An 18,439-nucleotide genomic window follows, 5' to 3' on the forward strand; every position below is an offset into this window, starting at 1 on the left:
ATTCTAAGGGGTCGACCTGTGGGGACTTACTCGCCCCGGGTCTTCTTGATGATCTCGTCAGCCACGTTGCGAGGAACCTCGGCGTAGCTGTCGAACGACATCGAGTACACGGCACGACCCTGGGTCTTGGACCGCAGGTCGCCGATGTAGCCGAACATCTCCGACAACGGTACCTGGGCCCGGACGACCTTGACGCCGGTCGCGTCCTCCATCGACTGGATCATCCCGCGACGCGAGTTGATGTCGCCGATGACGTCGCCCATGTACTCCTCGGGGGTCCGGACCTCGACGGCCATGACCGGCTCCAGGAGCACGGGGTCTGCGCGCTTGACGCCCTCCTTGAGGACCATCGAGCCCGCGATCTTGAACGCCATCTCCGAGGAGTCGACGTCGTGGTACGCGCCGTCGATGAGCGTGGCCTTGACGCCCACGAGCGGGAAGCCCGCGAGCACGCCCTGCTCCATCGCCGACTGGATACCGGCGTCGACCGACGGGATGTACTCACGCGGGATGCGGCCACCGGTGACGGCGTTGACGAACTCGTAGAGGTCGCCCTCGGCCGTGTCGAGCGGCTCGAAGGTCACCTGGACCTTCGCGAACTGACCCGAACCACCGGTCTGCTTCTTGTGCGTGTAGTCGACCTTGTCGGTCTTCCGACGGATCGTCTCGCGGTACGCCACCTGAGGCTTGCCGACGTTGGCCTCGACCTTGAACTCGCGACGCATGCGGTCGACGAGGATGTCGAGGTGGAGCTCGCCCATGCCGCCGATGACGGTCTGGCCGGTCTCCTGGTCGAGCTTCACCCGGAAGGTCGGGTCCTCTTCCGCCAGCTTCTGGATGGCGGTGGAGAGCTTCTCCTGGTCGGCCTTCGTCTTCGGCTCGATGGCGACGTCGATGACCGGCTCGGGGAACGTCATCGACTCGAGGACCACCGGGTTGGCGATGTCGCAGAGCGTGTCACCCGTGGTGACGTCCTTGAGTCCGATGAACGCGTAGATGTGGCCGGCCGTGGCGTCCTCGACCGGGTTCTCCTTGTTGGAGTGCATCTGGAAGAGCTTCCCGATGCGCTCCTTCTTGTCCTTCGTCGAGTTGAGCACCTGGGCGCCCTGCGCGACGTGGCCCGAGTAGACCCGGACGTACGTCAGCTTGCCGAAGAACGGGTGCGACGCGACCTTGAACGCGAGAGCCGAGAAGGGCTCGTTCGCGTCGGGGTGGCGCTCGATGATCTCCTCGACGTTGCGCACCGAGTGGCCCTCGACAGAGGGCACGTCGAGCGGGGTCGGGAGGTAGTCGATGACCGCGTCGAGCATGGGCTGGACGCCCTTGTTCTTGAACGCGGAGCCGCAGAGGACCGGGAAGGCCTCGCCGGCGATCGTGAGCTTGCGGATGCCGGACTTGATCTCGGCGATCGACAGCTCCTCGCCACCGAGGAACTTCTCGAGCAGCTCGTCGTCGGTCTCGGCGACAGCCTCGACGAGGGCCGCGCGGTACTCCTCGGCCTTCTCCTGGAGGTCGGCCGGGATCTCCTCGGTGTCGTACGCCTCGCCGAGCTTGGTCTCGCCGTGCCAGACGAGCGCCTTCATCTCGATCAGGTCGACGACGCCGGTGAAGTCGTTCTCGGAGCCGATCGGCAGCTGGATGACCAGCGGCTTCGCCTTGAGGCGGTTGACGATCGTGTCGATGGTGAAGTAGAAGTCCGCGCCGAGCTTGTCCATCTTGTTGACGAAGCAGATGCGGGGGACGTTGTACTTGTCCGCCTGGCGCCACACCGTCTCGGACTGGGGCTCGACACCCTCCTTGCCGTCGAAGACGGCGACCGCGCCGTCGAGGACGCGCAGCGAACGCTCGACCTCGACCGTGAAGTCCACGTGGCCGGGCGTGTCGATGATGTTGATCTGGTTGTTCTTCCAGTAACAGGTCGTCGCGGCCGACGTGATGGTGATGCCGCGCTCCTGCTCCTGCTCCATCCAGTCCATCGTGGAGGCGCCGTCGTGCGTCTCACCGATCTTGTAGTTGACGCCCGTGTAGAACAGGATGCGCTCGGTCGTCGTCGTCTTACCGGCATCGATGTGCGCCATGATGCCGATGTTGCGGACCTTGTTCAGGTCGGTCAGCACGTCCAGTGCCACGTTGGTATCCCCTTGTCGGTGGGAGGGAGGTCGAGCGCGCGCAGGTGTGGCGCCGTCGACCGGGGGTCACCCGGCCGACGGCGACGACATCACCAGCGGTAGTGCGCGAAGGCCTTGTTGGACTCGGCCATCTTGTGCATGTCCTCGCGGCGCTTGACCGCGGCACCGAGGCCGTTCGAGGCGTCGAGGATCTCGTTGGTGAGACGCTCGGTCATCGTCTTCTCGCGGCGGGCGCGCGAGTAGTCGGTCAGCCAGCGCAGCGCGAGGGTGGTCGCACGGGCCGGACGGACCTCGATCGGGACCTGGTACGTGGCACCACCGACGCGGCGGGACTTGACCTCGAGCGCGGGGCGCACGTTGTCGAGCGCGCGCTTGAGGACGACGACGGGGTCGCCCTCGGTCTTGGCGCGGACGCCCTCGAGGGCGCCGTAGACGATCGCCTCGGCGGTCGACTTCTTGCCGTCGCGGAGGACCTTGTTGACGAGCTGGGTGACGATCGGCGACCCGTAGACGGGGTCGACGACGAGCGGCCGCTTCGGAGCGGGACCCTTACGAGGCATCAGGCCTTCTCCTTCTTCGCGCCGTAGCGGCTACGCGCCTGCTTGCGGTTCTTGACGCCCTGGGTGTCCAGCGCGCCACGGACGATCTTGTAACGCACACCGGGGAGGTCCTTCACACGACCGCCGCGCACGAGCACGATCGAGTGCTCCTGCAGGTTGTGGCCGACACCGGGGATGTACGCGGTGACCTCGAGGCCCGACGAGAGCTTGACGCGCGCGACCTTGCGGAGCGCGGAGTTCGGCTTCTTCGGGGTGGTGGTGTACACGCGGGTGCACACGCCGCGGCGCTGAGGGGAGCCCTTGAGGGCCGGCGTCTTGGACTTCGACGCCTTCGACGTCCGCCCCTTGCGGACGAGCTGCTGGATCGTAGGCACTACGTCTCCGTGTCTTCTCGAGCTGCACGAGACGCGAGCCGCCTCGACAGTAGGTACATGTCTTTGGGCACCGGCAGCAAGAGGCGCCAGCAGTGCACGAGGCACTGCTACAGCCACTTCCCACCGGCCCGATGGTCCGCTCTCCGATGACCCGGAGGTCTCGGTGCGGATCGCCCGCGCGCTCACATCAGGACCAGAACTGACAGTGGCACACGCTCCACCGCAAGGGCAGGGAGATCGGTGCATCAGAACGGCCCGACGGCGCGGGCAACAGTTGTCTATCGTACTCGGCGCATCAAGCGCCGTCAAAGACGCCGACGGCCGGCCCCGCACGCACGGGGCGTGCAGGACCGGCCGTCCTGGGATCTGACGAGCCGGAGCCCGTGGACGATCAGCGGTAGTCGCCGAAGTCCAGGTCGTCGAGCGGGATCGCCTCGCCGGTGCCCATGCCCAGCGGCCCGAAGTCGATCTCGTCGTACCCGAACGTCGGGAACAGCTCGGAGCGCGCCTCGTCGGTCGGCTCCACGTCGACGTCGCGGTACCGCGGCAGGCCCGTCCCGGCGGGGATGAGCTTACCGAGGATGACGTTCTCCTTGAGGCCCAGCAGCGGGTCACGACGACCGCTCATCGCGGCCTCCGTGAGCACGCGCGTGGTCTCCTGGAAGGACGCCGCGGACAGCCACGAGTCGGTCGCGAGCGACGCCTTCGTGATGCCCATGAGCTCCGGACGACCCGAGGCCGGCTGACCGCCCTCCGCGACCGCGCGACGGTTCGCGTCCTCGAAGCGGCCACGCTCGGCCAGCTCACCGGGGAGCAGGTGCGAGTCGCCCGAGTCGAGCACGGTCACGCGACGCAGCATCTGCCGCACGATGACCTCGATGTGCTTGTCGTGGATGTCGACACCCTGCGAGCGGTAGACCTCCTGGACCTCCGCCACGAGGTGCTTCTGCGTCTCGCGCGGCCCGAGGATGCGCAGGACCTTCTTCGGGTCCACGGCACCCAGCACGAGCTGCGTGCCGACCTCGACGTGCGCGCCGTCGTCGACCAGCAGGCGCGCACGCTTCGAGACGGGGTACGCGATCTCCTCGCCGCCGTCGTCGGGCGTGAGCACCAGGCGGCGCGTGCGCTCCGAGTCGTCGATCGCGACGCGTCCCGAGTACTCCGCGATGGGGCTCTCACCCTTGGGGGTGCGGGCCTCGAAGAGCTCGGTGACACGCGGCAGACCCTGCGTGATGTCCTCTGCCGAGGCGACACCACCGGTGTGGAAGGTACGCATCGTGAGCTGCGTGCCCGGCTCACCGATCGACTGGGCCGCGATGATGCCGACGGCCTCGCCGATGTCGACGAGCTTGCCGGTCGCGAGCGAACGGCCGTAGCACTTCGCGCACGTGCCCACGCGGGACTCGCAGGTCAGGACCGAACGGACCTTGATCTCCGAGACCCCGGCCTCCAGCAGGCGGTCGATGAGGACGTCGCCGACGTCCTCGCCGGCCTCCGCCACGACGGTGCCGTCAGCATCCTCGACGGCCGACGCGAGCGTCCGGGCGTACACGCTGGTCTCCACCTTGGAGTGGCGGACCAGTGCGTCGCCGATCTGCTCGGCGACCGGGTACGCCAGACCACGCTCGGTGCCGCAGTCCTCCTCGCGGATGATGACGTCCTGCGACACGTCCACGAGACGGCGGGTCAGGTAGCCCGAGTCGGCCGTACGCAGAGCGGTGTCGGCCAGACCCTTACGGGCACCGTGCGTCGCGATGAAGTACTCGAGGACCGAGAGGCCCTCGCGGTAGTTCGACTTGATCGGGCGCGGGATGATCTCGCCCTTCGGGTTCGCGACGAGACCACGCATACCGGCGATCTGGCGGACCTGCATCCAGTTACCGCGCGCACCGGAGCCGACCATCGTGTAGACCGTGTTGCGCTCCGGGAAGTTCTCCCGCATCGCGGTCGCGACCTTGTCGGTGGCCTGCGTCCAGATCTCGATGAGCTCCTGACGGCGCTCGTCGTCGGTGATCAGACCCTTGTCGTACTGCTGCTGCACCTTGAGGGCACGAGCCTCGTGCTCGGCGAGGATCGCGGCCTTGGCCGACGGCGTGGCGACGTCGGAGATCGCGATGGTGACACCCGAACGGGTGGCCCACCGGAACCCGGCCTCCTTGAGCGCGTCGAGCGAGGCGGCGACCTCGACCTTCGGGTAGCGCTCCGCCAGCTCGTTGACGATCGACGACAGACGCTTCTTGTCGACGATCTCGTTCACGTACGGGTAGTCGACGGGCAGCGTGTCGTTGAACAGCGCGCGGCCCAGCGTCGTCGTGTAGTCGAAGGACGCACCGGCGACGTAGCCCTCGGGAGCGTCCGTCTCGGCCAGCACGAGGTCCGGGATGCGGAGCGTGACCTCGGCGTTCAGGTCCAGGCTGCCCTGGTCGAACGCCATGATCGCCTCGGCGACGGACGCGAACGCACGACCCGCACCCTCCGCGTCCTTCTTCTCGTTGGTCAGGTGGTAAAGACCGATGATCATGTCCTGAGAAGGCATGGTCACCGGACGACCGTCCGACGGCTTGAGGATGTTGTTCGACGACAGCATCAGGATGCGGGCCTCGGCCTGCGCCTCGGACGAGAGCGGCAGGTGGACGGCCATCTGGTCACCGTCGAAGTCCGCGTTGAACGCGGCACACACGAGCGGGTGCAGGTGGATCGCCTTGCCCTCGACGAGCTGCGGCTCGAAGGCCTGGATGCCGAGGCGGTGCAGCGTGGGTGCACGGTTCAGCAGGACGGGGTGCTCGGTGATGACCTCTTCGAGCACGTCCCACACGACCGGGCGGGCACGCTCGACCATGCGCTTCGCCGACTTGATGTTCTGCGCGTGGTTCAGGTCGACCAGGCGCTTCATCACGAACGGCTTGAAGAGCTCGAGCGCCATCTGCTTCGGCAGGCCGCACTGGTGCAGCTTGAGCTGCGGGCCGACGACGATGACCGAACGGCCCGAGTAGTCGACGCGCTTGCCGAGCAGGTTCTGGCGGAAGCGCCCCTGCTTGCCCTTGAGCATGTCGGAGATCGACTTGAGCGGGCGGTTGCCCGGACCCGTCACCGGACGACCACGACGACCGTTGTCGAACAGCGAGTCGACGGCCTCCTGGAGCATGCGCTTCTCGTTGTTCACGATGATCTCGGGGGCACCGAGGTCGAGCAGACGCTTCAGCCGGTTGTTGCGGTTGATGACGCGGCGGTACAGGTCGTTCAGGTCGGACGTGGCGAAGCGGCCACCGTCGAGCTGGACCATCGGACGCAGGTCCGGCGGGATGACCGGGACGGCGTCGAGGACCATGGCGGTCGGCGAGTTCGTCGTCGTGAGGAACGCGTTGACGACCTTGAGCCGCTTCAGGGCGCGGGTCTTGCGCTGGCCCTTGCCGGTGCGGATGGTCTCGCGCAGCGACTCGGCCTCGGCGTCCAGGTCGAAGCTCTCGAGACGCTTCTGGATCGCCGCGGCGCCCATCGAGCCCTCGAAGTAGGTGCCGTAGCGGTCCGTCAGCTGGCGGTACAGCATCTCGTCACCCTCGAGGTCCGCGACCTTGAGGTTCTTGAAGCGGTCCCACACCTGGGTCAGGCGGTCGAGCTCCGCGTCGGCACGCTTGCGCAGCTGCGCCATCTCGCGCTCCGCGGAGTCGCGCACCTTGCGGCGGGCGTCCGCGCGAGCACCCTCGGCCTCGAGCTCGGCCAGGTCGGCCTCGAGCTTCTGGGCACGGGCGTTGATGTCGTTGTCGCGGCGGTTCTCGATCTCCTTCTTCTCGAGATCGATCTCGTTCTGGAGGTTCGGCAGGTCCTCCTGGCGGGCCTCGGCGTCGACCCACGTGATCATGTACGCCGCGAAGTAGATGACCTTCTCGAGGTCCTTCGGGGCGAGGTCGAGCAGGTAGCCGAGGCGCGACGGGACGCCCTTGAAGAACCAGATGTGCGTGACGGGCGCGGCGAGCTCGATGTGGCCCATGCGCTCACGACGCACCTTCGACCGGGTCACCTCGACGCCGCAGCGCTCACAGATGATGCCCTTGAAGCGCACGCGCTTGTACTTGCCGCAGTAGCACTCCCAGTCCCGGGTCGGACCGAAGATCTTCTCGCAGAAGAGCCCGTCCTTCTCCGGCTTGAGGGTGCGGTAGTTGATGGTCTCGGGCTTCTTCACCTCGCCGTGCGACCAGGCACGGATGTCGTCGGCCGTGGCCAGGCCGATGCGCAGCTCGTCGAAGACGTTGACGTCGAGCAAAGTGTCCTACTTCCTTCGTCTCACCGGTCCCGTCCGGTCGTTGCCGGTCCGGGTCGTCGGTGCAGGGAATGTCGTGAAGGTGGTTGGTGGCGGTCGGGCCGGTCGTCAGGGACGGCCGACCCGACCGCGCGTGGAGACCGTCAGATCTCTTCGACGCTGGACGCGTTGGGGCGGCGGGACAGGTCGATCCCGAGCTCCTCGGCGGCGCGGTACACCTCGTCGTCGGGCTCCCGCATGTCGACCATCGTGCCGTCCGAGGACAGGACCTCGACGTTCAGGCACAGCGACTGCATCTCCTTGAGGAGAACCTTGAACGACTCCGGGATGCCCGAGTCGGGGATGTTCTCGCCCTTGACGATGGCCTCGTAGACCTTGACGCGGCCGGGGACGTCGTCCGACTTGATGGTGAGGAGCTCCTGCAGCGTGTAGGCCGCGCCGTACGCCTCGAGAGCCCACACCTCCATCTCGCCGAAACGCTGTCCACCGAACTGCGCCTTACCACCGAGCGGCTGCTGCGTGATCATCGAGTACGGACCCGTCGACCGCGCGTGGATCTTGTCGTCCACGAGGTGGTGCAGCTTGAGGATGTACATGTAGCCGACCGACACAGGAGCCGGGAACGGCTCGCCGGAGCGGCCGTCGAACAGCTGCGCCTTGCCGTCGCCGCCGACCATGCGCTCGCCGTCACGGTTGGGGAGCGTCGTCGACAGCAGACCGGTGAGCGCCTCCTCCTCCAGACCGTCGAAGACGGGTGTGGCGACCGGGGTGCCCGGCTCGGCCTTCGCGGCGACCGCGGGGACCTTGTCCTTCCAGGAGAGGTCCTTCTCCTCGGCGAGCGAGATGTCCCAGCCCTGCTTCGCGACCCACCCGAGGTGGGTCTCGAGGACCTGGCCGACGTTCATACGACCGGGGACGCCGAGCGGGTTGAGGATCACGTCGACCGCGGTGCCGTCCGCGAGGAACGGCATGTCCTCGACCGGGAGGATCTTCGAGATGACGCCCTTGTTGCCGTGACGGCCGGCGAGCTTGTCGCCGTCGGTGATCTTGCGGCGCTGCGCGATGTAGACGCGGACCAGCTGGTTCACGCCGGCGGGCAGCTCGTCGCCGTCCTCGCGGTTGAACTCGCGGACGCCGATGACCGTGCCGGACTCGCCGTGGGGCACCTTGAGCGACGTGTCGCGGACCTCGCGCGCCTTCTCACCGAAGATCGCGCGGAGCAGGCGCTCCTCCGGGGTCAGCTCGGTCTCGCCCTTGGGCGTGACCTTGCCGACGAGGATGTCGCCCGCCGAGACCTCGGCACCGATGCGGATGATGCCGCGTTCGTCGAGGTCCGCCAGGGCCTCCTCGGAGACGTTCGGGATGTCCCGCGTGATCTCCTCCGGGCCGAGCTTGGTGTCGCGCGCGTCGACCTCGTGCTCCTCGATGTGGATCGAGGAGAGCACGTCGTCCTGCACGAGACGCTGGCTGAGGATGATCGCGTCCTCGTAGTTGTGGCCCTCCCACGACATGAACGCGACGAGGAGGTTGCGGCCGAGCGCGAGCTCGCCCTCGTCCGTCGCCGGACCGTCGCCGAGCACCGAGCCGACCTCGACCCGCTGGCCCTCGTCGACGAGCACGCGCTGGTTGTAGCTCGTGCCCTGGTTCGAGCGCTGGAACTTCTGCGCGCGGTACGTCGACGTCGTGCCGTCGTCGTTCACGACGGTGACCAGGTCGGCCGACACGGCGGTCACGACGCCCGGCTTGGTCGCGACGATGACGTCACCGGCGTCGACCGCGGCACGCCACTCCATGCCGGTGCCGACGAGCGGCGCCTCGGAGCGGACCAGCGGCACCGCCTGACGCTGCATGTTCGCACCCATGAGGGCGCGGTTGGCGTCGTCGTGCTCGAGGAACGGGATGAGCGCCGTCGCGACCGAGACCATCTGGCGCGGCGAGACGTCCATGTAGTCGATCTGCGTCGCCGGGACGTCGTCCGTCTCGCCGCCCTTGATGCGGACGAGCACGCGGTCGAGGACGAAGTGGCCGTCCTCGGTGAGCGGCGTGTTCGCCTGGGCGATGATGTGGCGGTCCTCGTCGTCAGCCGTGAGGTACTCGATGTCGTCCGTCACGCGGCCGTCGACGACCTTGCGGTAGGGCGTCTCGACGAAACCGAACGGGTTGATCCGACCGAACGACGCGAGCGAACCGATGAGGCCGATGTTCGGGCCCTCAGGGGTCTCGATCGGGCACATGCGGCCGTAGTGCGACGGGTGGACGTCACGGACCTCCATGCCGGCGCGGTCACGCGACAGACCACCCGGGCCGAGGGCCGACAGACGCCGCTTGTGCGTCAGGCCCGCGAGCGGGTTGTTCTGGTCCATGAACTGCGACAGCTGGCTCGTCCCGAAGAACTCCTTGATGGAGGCCACGACGGGACGGATGTTGATGAGCGTCTGCGGCGTGATGGCCTCGACGTCCTGCGTCGTCATGCGCTCGCGCACGACGCGCTCCATCCGGGACAGGCCGGTGCGGACCTGGTTCTGGATGAGCTCGCCGACCGCGCGGATGCGGCGGTTGCCGAAGTGGTCGATGTCGTCCGTCTCGACGCGGACCTCGACGGTCTCGCCGTTCCGGGTGCCCGGGATGCTCGCGACCTCGGCGTGCAGCGCGGCGATGTAGCGGATCGTGGCGACGATGTCGTCCTTGGACAGCGTGGAGTCCGCGAGGGGCGCGTCGATGCCGAGCTTCTTGCTCACCTTGTAGCGGCCGACCTTCGCGAGGTCGTAGCGCTTCGGGTTGAAGTAGAAGTTCTCGAGGAGCGCGCGACCGGCCTCGACCGTCGGCGGCTCGCCCGGACGGATCTTGCGGTAGAGGTCGAGCAGCGCCTCTTCCTCGGTGTGGACGTGGTCCTTCTCGAGGGTGTCGAGCACGGCCGGGAAGTCGGCGAACTGCTCGCGGATCTCGGACTCGGTCATGCCGAGCGCCTTGAGCAGCACGGTGACGGACTGCTTGCGCTTGCGGTCGACGCGCACGCCGACGGCGTCGCGCTTGTCGATCTCGAACTCGAGCCAGGCGCCGCGCGACGGGATGATCTTCGCGGAGAAGATGTCACGGTCGCTCGTCTTGTCGGCGATGCGCTCGAAGTAGACGCCCGGCGAACGGACGAGCTGCGACACGACGACGCGCTCGGTGCCGTTGATGATGAACGTGCCGCGCTCGCTCATGAGCGGGAAGTCGCCCATGAAGACCGTCTGGCTCTTGATCTCACCGGTGGTGTAGTTGACGAACTCCGCGGTCACGAAGAGCGGCGCGGCGTACGTGAAGTCCTTCTCCTTGCACTCGTCGGCCGTGTACTTCGGCGGCTCGAAACGGTGGTTGGAGAAGGAGAGGGACATCGTCTGACCGAAGTCCTCGATCGGGGAGATCTCCTCGAAGATCTCCTCGAGGCCCGACGTCGACGGCACGTCCTGGCGGCCGGCCTCCTGGGCGGCGGCGACGCGCGCGCGCCACTTCTCGTTACCGAGGAGCCAGTCGAAGCTCTCGGTCTGGAGACCGAGCAGATCGGGGACACCGAGGGGCTCGTAGATCTTGGCGAAGGAGACGCGACGAGAAGCAGTACGGTTCGCGATGGCGTCGGCGGTGGGAGCAGAAGGGGTGCGCGAGGCAGCCAAGAGGGGTCCTTCCCTGCAGATCGAAAGAACGCTGCACTGCCGGACCGGGCACGATCACCGCCGCCAGGACCACAACGTGACGCGCACGTACGTCACCGTGAGGTCGTGGGGTATCTGAGATCGGGGGCACAGGACAGCGCAAAGCGTTAGCCTACCCGAAACCTGGCCTCGGGTCCAGTCCCCCTCTGCGGGCCACGACAGGTCGCGCCCCATCACCGCGCGGCACCGTCCTCGGGCCCCGCGATCACTTCGCCGACCACGTCGTCGACGTCCTGCTGGGACCCGCGTTCCCGCACGTCCCTGCGCGACTCCCGGACCAGGTGCGCATCGTCGCTGTCCTGCGCGCTGCGCCACCACGAGTCCGCGTCCTCGTCGCGCAGACATGGTGGCACACGGGGTCGCCCTTCGTGAAGTCGTGCACCCCGTACGGCTCCTCGCGCAGCGCCGCCCGGGTGGTGGCGCTATGCTCCCGCGACCCTGTCGCAGAGACGACGAGGCCCCCACCCAGAAGGGTGGGGGCCTCGCACGGTGATCACGCCGGTGATCCCGGCCGCGGCCCGACTCGCGTCAGGCGACGACCGGAAGGATCACTTGACCGTGACGGTGGCGCCGGCGCCCTCGAGGGCAGCCTTGGCCTTGTCAGCGGCCTCCTTGGTGGCGTTCTCGAGAACCGGCTTGGGGGCGCCGTCGACGAGGTCCTTGGCCTCCTTGAGACCGAGGTTCGTGAGCGCGCGCACCTCCTTGATGACCTGGATCTTCTTCTCGCCGGCAGCCTCGAGGATGACGTCGAACTCCGTCTTCTCCTCCTCGGCCTCAGCAGCAGCACCCGCGGCGGGGGCGGCGACGGCAACGGCGGCCGGAGCGGCAGCGGTGACCTCGAAGGTCTCCTCGAAGGCCTTCACGAACTCGTTGAGCTCGATGAGCGTGAGCTCCTTGAAAGCGTCGATGAGCTCGTCGGTGGTGAGCTTCGCCATGATGGCGTTCCTTTCGATCTGGGCGCCCTGAACGGTTCCGGGCTCGCGGCCCGGGACTCCGTCAGGAGCAGGGGTTGTGATGGTCGGCGCACCGCGGTCAGGCGGCAGCGCCCTCCGAGTCCTGCTTCTGACGCAGGGCATCGATGACGCGAGCAGCCTCGGCGGGCTTCGCGGTGAAGACGTACGCAGCCTGGAACAGCTTCGCCTTCATCGCCCCGGCCGCCTTGGCCAGCAGGATCTCGCGGGACTCGAGGTCCGCGAGCTTCGTGACCTCGTCGCTCGTCAGGGGGCGTCCGTCGAGGACACCGCCCTTGATGACCAGCGCGGGGTTCGCCTTGGCAAAGTCACGCAGACCCTTGGCCGCCTCGACCGGGTCACCGGTCACGAAGGCGATCGCCGACGGACCAGCGAGGTCGGCGTCGGCGATGTCGACCCCGGCCTCCTTGGCCGCGATGGCGGTCAGCGTGTTCTTCACCACGGCGTAGGTTGCGTTGCCGCTGAGCGACCGACGCAGCGTCTTGAGCTGCGCGACGGTGAGCCCGCGGTACTCGGTCAGCACGGCTGCGTTCGACTCACGGAACGCGTCCGTGAGCTCTGCAACTGCGGCTGCCTTGTCCGGCCTCGCCATGGCAATCCTTCCGATGGTGGTGCCGCAGGCGCCGTGCCGAGACCCCGGGAAACGAGAAGAGCCCCGCACAGGGCGGGGCTCGTGATCACACGCACATCGGTGAGGACGTCTCGTGTCGAGGCTCGCACCTGCGCCGGCCCCCGTTCGATGACGGGACTTCGGTGACGACTGCCGATCCCCGCGAACGGGTTCCGGGCAGGCGTCGACGACCTGCGGTCTTGGGTACCCGACCACTGTACGTCATCGCGGCGGCACGACCAAAACGCGCCCTGCGGTGGCTGACCCGTCACGCCGCCAGACCGGGCAGCGACGCGAAGCACACCAGCGGCACGGGCTCCTCGACGTCCTCGAGCGCCCGGGCGAGCGCCTCCTCCGGCTCGGCGCCGTCGCGCAGACGCTGGTGGAAGCGCGGCATGACCTCCGCCGCGACCTCGTCGGACAGTGGTGCGACAGATGCCACGACCGCGCGAGCACCCAGGCGCAGGAGCACCGACGTGAGCCCGAGCACCTCCCCCGCCAGACCTGGCGTCGCACCGCCCACCTCGCACGCCGACAGGACGACGACCGACTGCGGGAGCCGGAGGCCGTCGAGCTCGTGGGCGAACAGAGGCCCGTCCGCGAGGCCGACCTGTGCGAACAACGGGTTGTCGGCGTCGTGCCGCCCGTGCGCAGCGAGGTGCACGACGTCGTGGTCGCCGAGCGCGTCGCGCACCGCGGACGCCGTCGCCGCGCCCGCGACCCAGGCCGCGCCCCCCGGCCAGACGGTCGCGACCGCACGCACCTCGTCGGCAGCCCGCGGCACGCCAGGACCAGCCGCCGCCACCACCCTCGCGTCGACGGCGCCCGACCCGACAGCGCGCCCTCGCGCCACATAGGAGTTGACCGCAGTCGGCAGGCCGCGACGGGACGGGAGCGACGACCAGGGAAGGCCGATCAGCGGGTCACGGGCCGCCACGTACAGCGCCCCCTCCGCGCGCAACGGCCGGACCAGCAGGTCGTCGAGGTGCCGCAAGCCCGACCCGAGAGAAGCCACCGCGACGCGGTGCAGCGCCGGCGGGATCAGGTCGTTCGACACGATCTGCAGGTCGGCGCGGACGCGGCGGATCCGCTCCGCGACGTCCGCGGCGTCGGCGAGGTCGACGAGCGTCATGCCCTGCGCGCCGGCCCGGACGGCGACGACACGCCCCTGGATCACGGCGAACGAGGCGACGACGGCGCCGTCGGACTGCTCCACGAGTCGCCCGAGCACCTCCCGAGCGTGCACCGGACGCTGCACCGACGCGTCGCCCGGGCGTTGCCACGATCGCTCCCGCAGCTGGTGCTGGGTGTCCTTCGCGCGCTTCCGCAGCATCGCAGCCTCCCGTGCGGCCGCGGGGTCGGTGTCGACCGGGAGGTCACGGGCCCGTGCGAGGAGCGCCCGCGCGGTCGACAGCAGCTCCGCGGCGACCGGGTCGTCGGGCGGGGTGACGCGAGCGGCACCGGCGAACGCGGCCCGGCCACGCTCCAGCGCGTCGAAGAGTGAGGCGGGGCGCCGCGTCCGCGCCGCCGCGTCCACGTCCGCCCAGTTCAGCCCCAGACCATGGACCGACGCGGCAGTGAGCGACTCCACGGAGCCCAGCCGGGTGCGGTGCGCAGCCAGGACGCCGAACCCGTGCCGTACGGCGCGCAGGCCGGCAGGCCGGTCTCCTGCGGCGAAGGCGAGCTCGGCGGCCACGACGCATCGCTGTACCCGCAGGCTCAATGGTGCACCGTGCAGTCGAGCGGGTACCTCGTCGAGCACTGCGCGAGCTGCGTCGAGCTCCGCCGCGGAGACGAGCCACTGGATCGCGATGAGCCGGGCCTCGACTGCCGGCTCACGGCCGAGCACCGCACCCGTCGACGCACCCCGGTCCGCGACGTCGAGCGCCGCCGCGGCACGTCGACGGCAGACCGCAGGGCTCGGCGTCCCCTCGACCCGGGCGCGCGCTACCTCGACCTCGAGCTCGAGGGCCCGGGCCGTGACTGCCCACGACGCGTGACCACCGTCCTCGAAGTGGCGCCGCGCGAGCGCCCCCCATCGCTTGGCGTCAGCGAAGCGGCGCAGTCCGAGGAACGTCCGGGCGCGGAAGTACTCCGCCTCCGCGAGATCGAGACGGAAGCCGGCGCGCTGCAGCTGCGGGATCGCCTCCGCGAGCGCCGCGTCCGCCTCGGTCCACAGTCCGGCCTCGACGAGGACCTCCGCCTTGCCGAGGAGAGGGATGCCGTCGTCCTGGTCGGGCGCGTGCTGGTAGGACCGGTCCATGTCGGCGAGAGCACCCGGCAGATCGCCGAGGAGACTCTTGGCATAGCCGACGTTGTGATCGGCGAACGCGACGTAGTAGGGATGCCCCAACTTCCTGGCGTGCTCCTGCGCACCGAGATAGTCACGGAGCCCGACGTTCACGTCACCAAGATCGATCGATGCCGAGCCGCGGTTGATGAGAGTGATGGCCATGTCGCGGTGGTTCGTCCTCGGCAAGCCGCTCAGTGCCGAGGTGAACATCCGGTGCGCGAGCGTCGGTGAGCCTGTTCGGAGAAAGATGAGCCCACGCTGACCGTCGACCACGGCCGCCAGCTCGCGGTCACCGAGCAGCGCCGCATGTGCGGCGGCCTGCTCGAGATCGCCTCCCGCATCGCCCTCCCCGGGAATGGCGTCGACCGCGGTCGATCGTGTGACGAGCGCCCGCACGAGGAGCCGACGCAAGCCGTCGGCGTGTGAGGACTCCCCGGTGACGGCTTCCGTCAGCTCGCCGACGAGAGGAACCAGGATGTCGAGCGCAGCGGCATGCTGAGCGCGGACGCAGAGCTCACGGGCGCGTTCGAGGCGGTCGGTGTAGCGTGCCGCGTCATCGTGCTGCGTCACACCGACCGCCTCTCATGTCACGACCCGGGCACCGTCCCATACAGGTCGCCCACAGCAACGACAGCATCCCACGCCGCCGTCACCCGTGACGAGGTCTCGTGCCCTGAGGCGCGCGCCTCGAGGAGAGCGACGGCGAGCTCGCCCGCGAGCACCGGGGCCGCGAACGACGTGCCGCTCCACAGCGCGAAGCCGCCCCGGAAGTCGTCCGGGTCCACCGACTCGCGCAGACCGTCCGGCGTCCGCGACCGCGGGGTCGCCGGTCCGTCGAACGTGGTCGGCATCGTGCTCAGAGACTTTGCTCCCGCGCGGACCGCCGTCACCCACGGGCCGTCGTTGGCGAAGTCCGCGAGCGTGCCGTTCGGGTTCGACGCCGTCACGGTCAGCAGCGGGGTGTACCCGGCGACGAGGTCGGCGGGTCGTTCCGGGACGACCGGCCCACCCGGCACGCGTCGCACGGACGGTGCCCAGGCTGCCGGGAAGACCGGGCGGCACGACCCATCGTTACCGGCGGACACCACGACGAGCACCCCGGCCGCACGGAGGTCGCGCAGCGCGCCGCGCAGGACGCCGTCGTAGTCGTCGCTCTCCGTCTCCTCGGGGTAGTAGCCCAGCGGCAGGACGACGACGTCGACCGCGGCGCACGACGAGTCGCCCGCGACCCCCCGCAGGTGGAAGTCGAGCAGCCGCTCGAGGCTTCGTGCGACGTCCCACTCGGTCGACTCCCCGCTCGCCCCCGAGATCCGGACCGGGAGGATCACGGCGTCCGGGCACACCTGGTGGACGACGCCTGCGATGAACGTGCCGTGCCCCGAGTACTCGCCGATGGTGCCCTCGTCCGTGCTGTCCGGTGCGGCGTCTCCGTCGGGCTCGCGGTCGTCGTACGTGCCGATCGGGGCGCCGTCGAGCAGCACGCCTCGTGCGACCACCGGGCTCGACGGGTCGAACCACGGGTGCTGCCCGACACCGCTGTCGACGATCGCGACCACCGGGCGCACCAGCCCGTCAGCCGTCGTCCACAGGTCGCCGGCCGCGTGGGAGCGGCGTGGCGGAGAGGCCACGAAGGTCGCCGGCTCCCTCGTGCCGGCCAGGCCGTAGCCCGTCGTCCGCTTGTGCCCCACGAGCACGTGGTCCAGCCCGAGGCGGACCGAGTCCCCCTGGTCCGCCCCCTCGCCCACCTCGTCCAGCAGCTCCCACACGTCGACGTCGTCCCCCGCGACGTGCACCGCGACGCCCTGTCGCGACGCACCCTCACGGGCACCGGCCACCGGCGCCTCGCTCACCCGAACGTCCAGGCCCCGCCGCACGGCCGCCGCACGGACAGCCGACACCAGCACGTCGTCGGCCGCACCCCCCGGCGCGGAACGCACGATCAACCGGTCCGCCACGTACCGCGTCGGCGCGACGCGGCGTGCGCGACGCACCCGCGCGCGCGCCGGGTCCAGGTCGCGGACCTCGTGCACCACGCCGTCGTGGTCGCGCAGGGTGCGCACCGGCCGTCGACCGTCCGTGCCGCCGTCGGTGCCGGGTGGGATCTCGCTCACGGTCGTACCTCTCGATGTGGACGACGGTCACCGTCGTCGGCTGCGGTGGTGACGCGCCGGGGCGCGTCGGGAGCGGCGGCTGCCGCGGTCAGAGCTCGATGACGGGCGTGCTGACGGCTGGGCCGTCCTCCGGTCGGGCCACGAGGCTCGCCGGGCCTGGCGCGACGGCGTCGAACGCGAACCGGCCGTCGTCGTCCGTGCGCGTGGTGAGCACCTCGCCGTGCGGGCGGTGGAGCTCGATGTCGACCTCGCCGGTCGGCGCGATCCAGCCGTCGATCCGCACCCCGTCGATCCCGGGGGCGACGGTGATCATCACGGTGCGCGACGTGGACGTGAAGGTGATCGTGCGTGCCTGCGTCGGCGCGGTCTCGGCGCGGACGCCGGTGGGCTCGGGCACGAGCTCGAGGGTCATGACCTCGGTCTCGAGCGCGGCGAGCGTCATGGCGAACAGCGACCTGTCGGCGAGATCCACGGGCACCGGGTCGACCAGGAGCGCCAGCCTGCCGATCTCGGCGAGGATCCTCTCGTCGTCGGCGTCGAGCGGCTCGTCAGGTGAGTACGACCTGCTCATGCGTGCCTCCAGATGTCGTCGGCGCCGCTCTGCTCGAGAAGCGTGCGCAGCTTGGCGAGGCACCGGCCTCGGGTCGCTCCGATGCTGCCCACCGGCATGCCGATGGCCTCGGAGATGTGCTTGTAGTCGGGTCGGTCGGCGAGCGAGACGAGCCGCAGCAGCTCGCGGCACCGGTCGGGCAGGTCCTGGAAGACGGTCCACAGCGTGCGGTCGCGGTCGTCCTCGACGACGACGACGTCCGGTGCCGGGTCGGGGGTCGGCAGCTCGCGGTGCGCGCCGGTCTCCGGGTCCGGCCCGTCGTGCAGCTCGGTGCGGTGGCGTTCGTCCCGCCGGCGACGACGCACGGCCTCCCACGCCCCCCGCTTCGCCGTCACGAGGAGCCACTTGAGCACGGCGTGCGGCTCGGCGATCGTGTCGACGTGCCGGACCAGAGCGACCCAGGTGTCCTGCACGACGTCGTCCGCGGCCTGGGGCTCGACGCCCTGCGCGCGGACCGTGTGCCACAGCAGCGGGGTCATCTCGCGGACCACCGCCTCGAGCGCAGCGGGACGGCCTTGCCGGTACTCGAGGACGGCGTGCGCCGCCCGGTCCCCGAGGCTGAGCCCGTCAGGGTCACGTGTCGTGTGCGGCTTGTCAGCCATCGATGCGCCACCGCCTTTGCTCGACGTGGTGAGAGCCGCGCTGACCTGCGGCTTCGACCATCCTACGAGCGGCTCGCGGCCTCGGCGCGATGCGCTCTCGCTGGTGCTCACGGGACCACCGCTCCTTGCCTCGTCGCTCGTCCACGCTCGTCGATGCCGGCGTCGTGCGCCGACCCGTCCTGCTGGACGGGTGCCCCGTCCCCCTCTGCCACAGGGCACCCGTCCCCCG

General features: G+C 69.5%; 11 protein-coding genes. All 11 read right to left on the reverse strand.

The genetic code is table 11. The annotated features are described in order from the left end of the window. Positions 1-26: 26 nt before the first annotated feature. The gene (fusA, locus tag CLV34_RS03830; protein ID WP_100348868.1) at positions 27-2,129 is read right to left on the reverse strand and encodes an elongation factor G; all 2,103 of its coding nucleotides are present in this window, start codon (positions 2,127-2,129) and stop codon (positions 27-29) included. 89 nt (positions 2,130-2,218) lie between these two features. Further along, the gene (gene rpsG, locus CLV34_RS03835) at positions 2,219-2,689 is read right to left on the reverse strand and encodes a 30S ribosomal protein S7 (RefSeq protein ID WP_100348869.1); all 471 of its coding nucleotides are present in this window, start codon (positions 2,687-2,689) and stop codon (positions 2,219-2,221) included. Further along, complete coding sequence (gene rpsL, locus CLV34_RS03840) at positions 2,689-3,063, reverse strand: 30S ribosomal protein S12 (protein ID WP_100348870.1); 375 nt, start codon at positions 3,061-3,063, stop codon at positions 2,689-2,691. The genes rpsG and rpsL overlap by 1 nt, the downstream gene beginning before the upstream one ends. A gap of 391 nt (positions 3,064-3,454) precedes the next feature. Beyond that, the gene (locus tag CLV34_RS03845; RefSeq protein WP_100348871.1) at positions 3,455-7,324 is read right to left on the reverse strand and encodes a DNA-directed RNA polymerase subunit beta'; all 3,870 of its coding nucleotides are present in this window, start codon (positions 7,322-7,324) and stop codon (positions 3,455-3,457) included. Positions 7,325-7,464: 140 nt separating this feature from the next. Next, positions 7,465-10,974 (reverse strand): DNA-directed RNA polymerase subunit beta, encoded by a 3,510-nt coding sequence (rpoB, locus tag CLV34_RS03850; protein WP_100348872.1) that lies wholly within the window; start codon positions 10,972-10,974, stop codon positions 7,465-7,467. A 587-nt stretch (positions 10,975-11,561) separates the two neighbouring features. After that, entirely contained in the window at positions 11,562-11,948 is a 387-nt protein-coding gene (rplL, locus tag CLV34_RS03860; RefSeq protein ID WP_100348874.1) for a 50S ribosomal protein L7/L12, read from the reverse strand. 97 nt (positions 11,949-12,045) lie between these two features. Continuing rightward, the gene (rplJ, locus tag CLV34_RS03865) at positions 12,046-12,576 is read right to left on the reverse strand and encodes a 50S ribosomal protein L10 (protein WP_100348875.1); all 531 of its coding nucleotides are present in this window, start codon (positions 12,574-12,576) and stop codon (positions 12,046-12,048) included. A gap of 286 nt (positions 12,577-12,862) precedes the next feature. Beyond that, positions 12,863-15,457: a CHAT domain-containing protein gene (locus tag CLV34_RS03870; protein WP_100348876.1), complete on the reverse strand. Its 2,595-nt coding sequence runs from the start codon at positions 15,455-15,457 to the stop codon at positions 12,863-12,865. Positions 15,458-15,474: 17 nt separating this feature from the next. After that, positions 15,475-16,998 (reverse strand): S8 family peptidase, encoded by a 1,524-nt coding sequence (locus tag CLV34_RS03875; RefSeq protein ID WP_100348877.1) that lies wholly within the window; start codon positions 16,996-16,998, stop codon positions 15,475-15,477. 88 nt (positions 16,999-17,086) lie between these two features. Next, entirely contained in the window at positions 17,087-17,569 is a 483-nt protein-coding gene (locus CLV34_RS03880) for a carboxypeptidase-like regulatory domain-containing protein (protein WP_100348878.1), read from the reverse strand. Next, the gene (locus tag CLV34_RS03885; protein ID WP_100348879.1) at positions 17,566-18,210 is read right to left on the reverse strand and encodes an RNA polymerase sigma factor; all 645 of its coding nucleotides are present in this window, start codon (positions 18,208-18,210) and stop codon (positions 17,566-17,568) included. The genes CLV34_RS03880 and CLV34_RS03885 overlap by 4 nt, the downstream gene beginning before the upstream one ends. Positions 18,211-18,439: the final 229 nt, after the last annotated feature.

It is taken from the genome of Luteimicrobium subarcticum (assembly GCF_002798015.1).
GTDB classification, from domain to species: domain Bacteria; phylum Actinomycetota; class Actinomycetes; order Actinomycetales; family Cellulomonadaceae; genus Luteimicrobium; species Luteimicrobium subarcticum.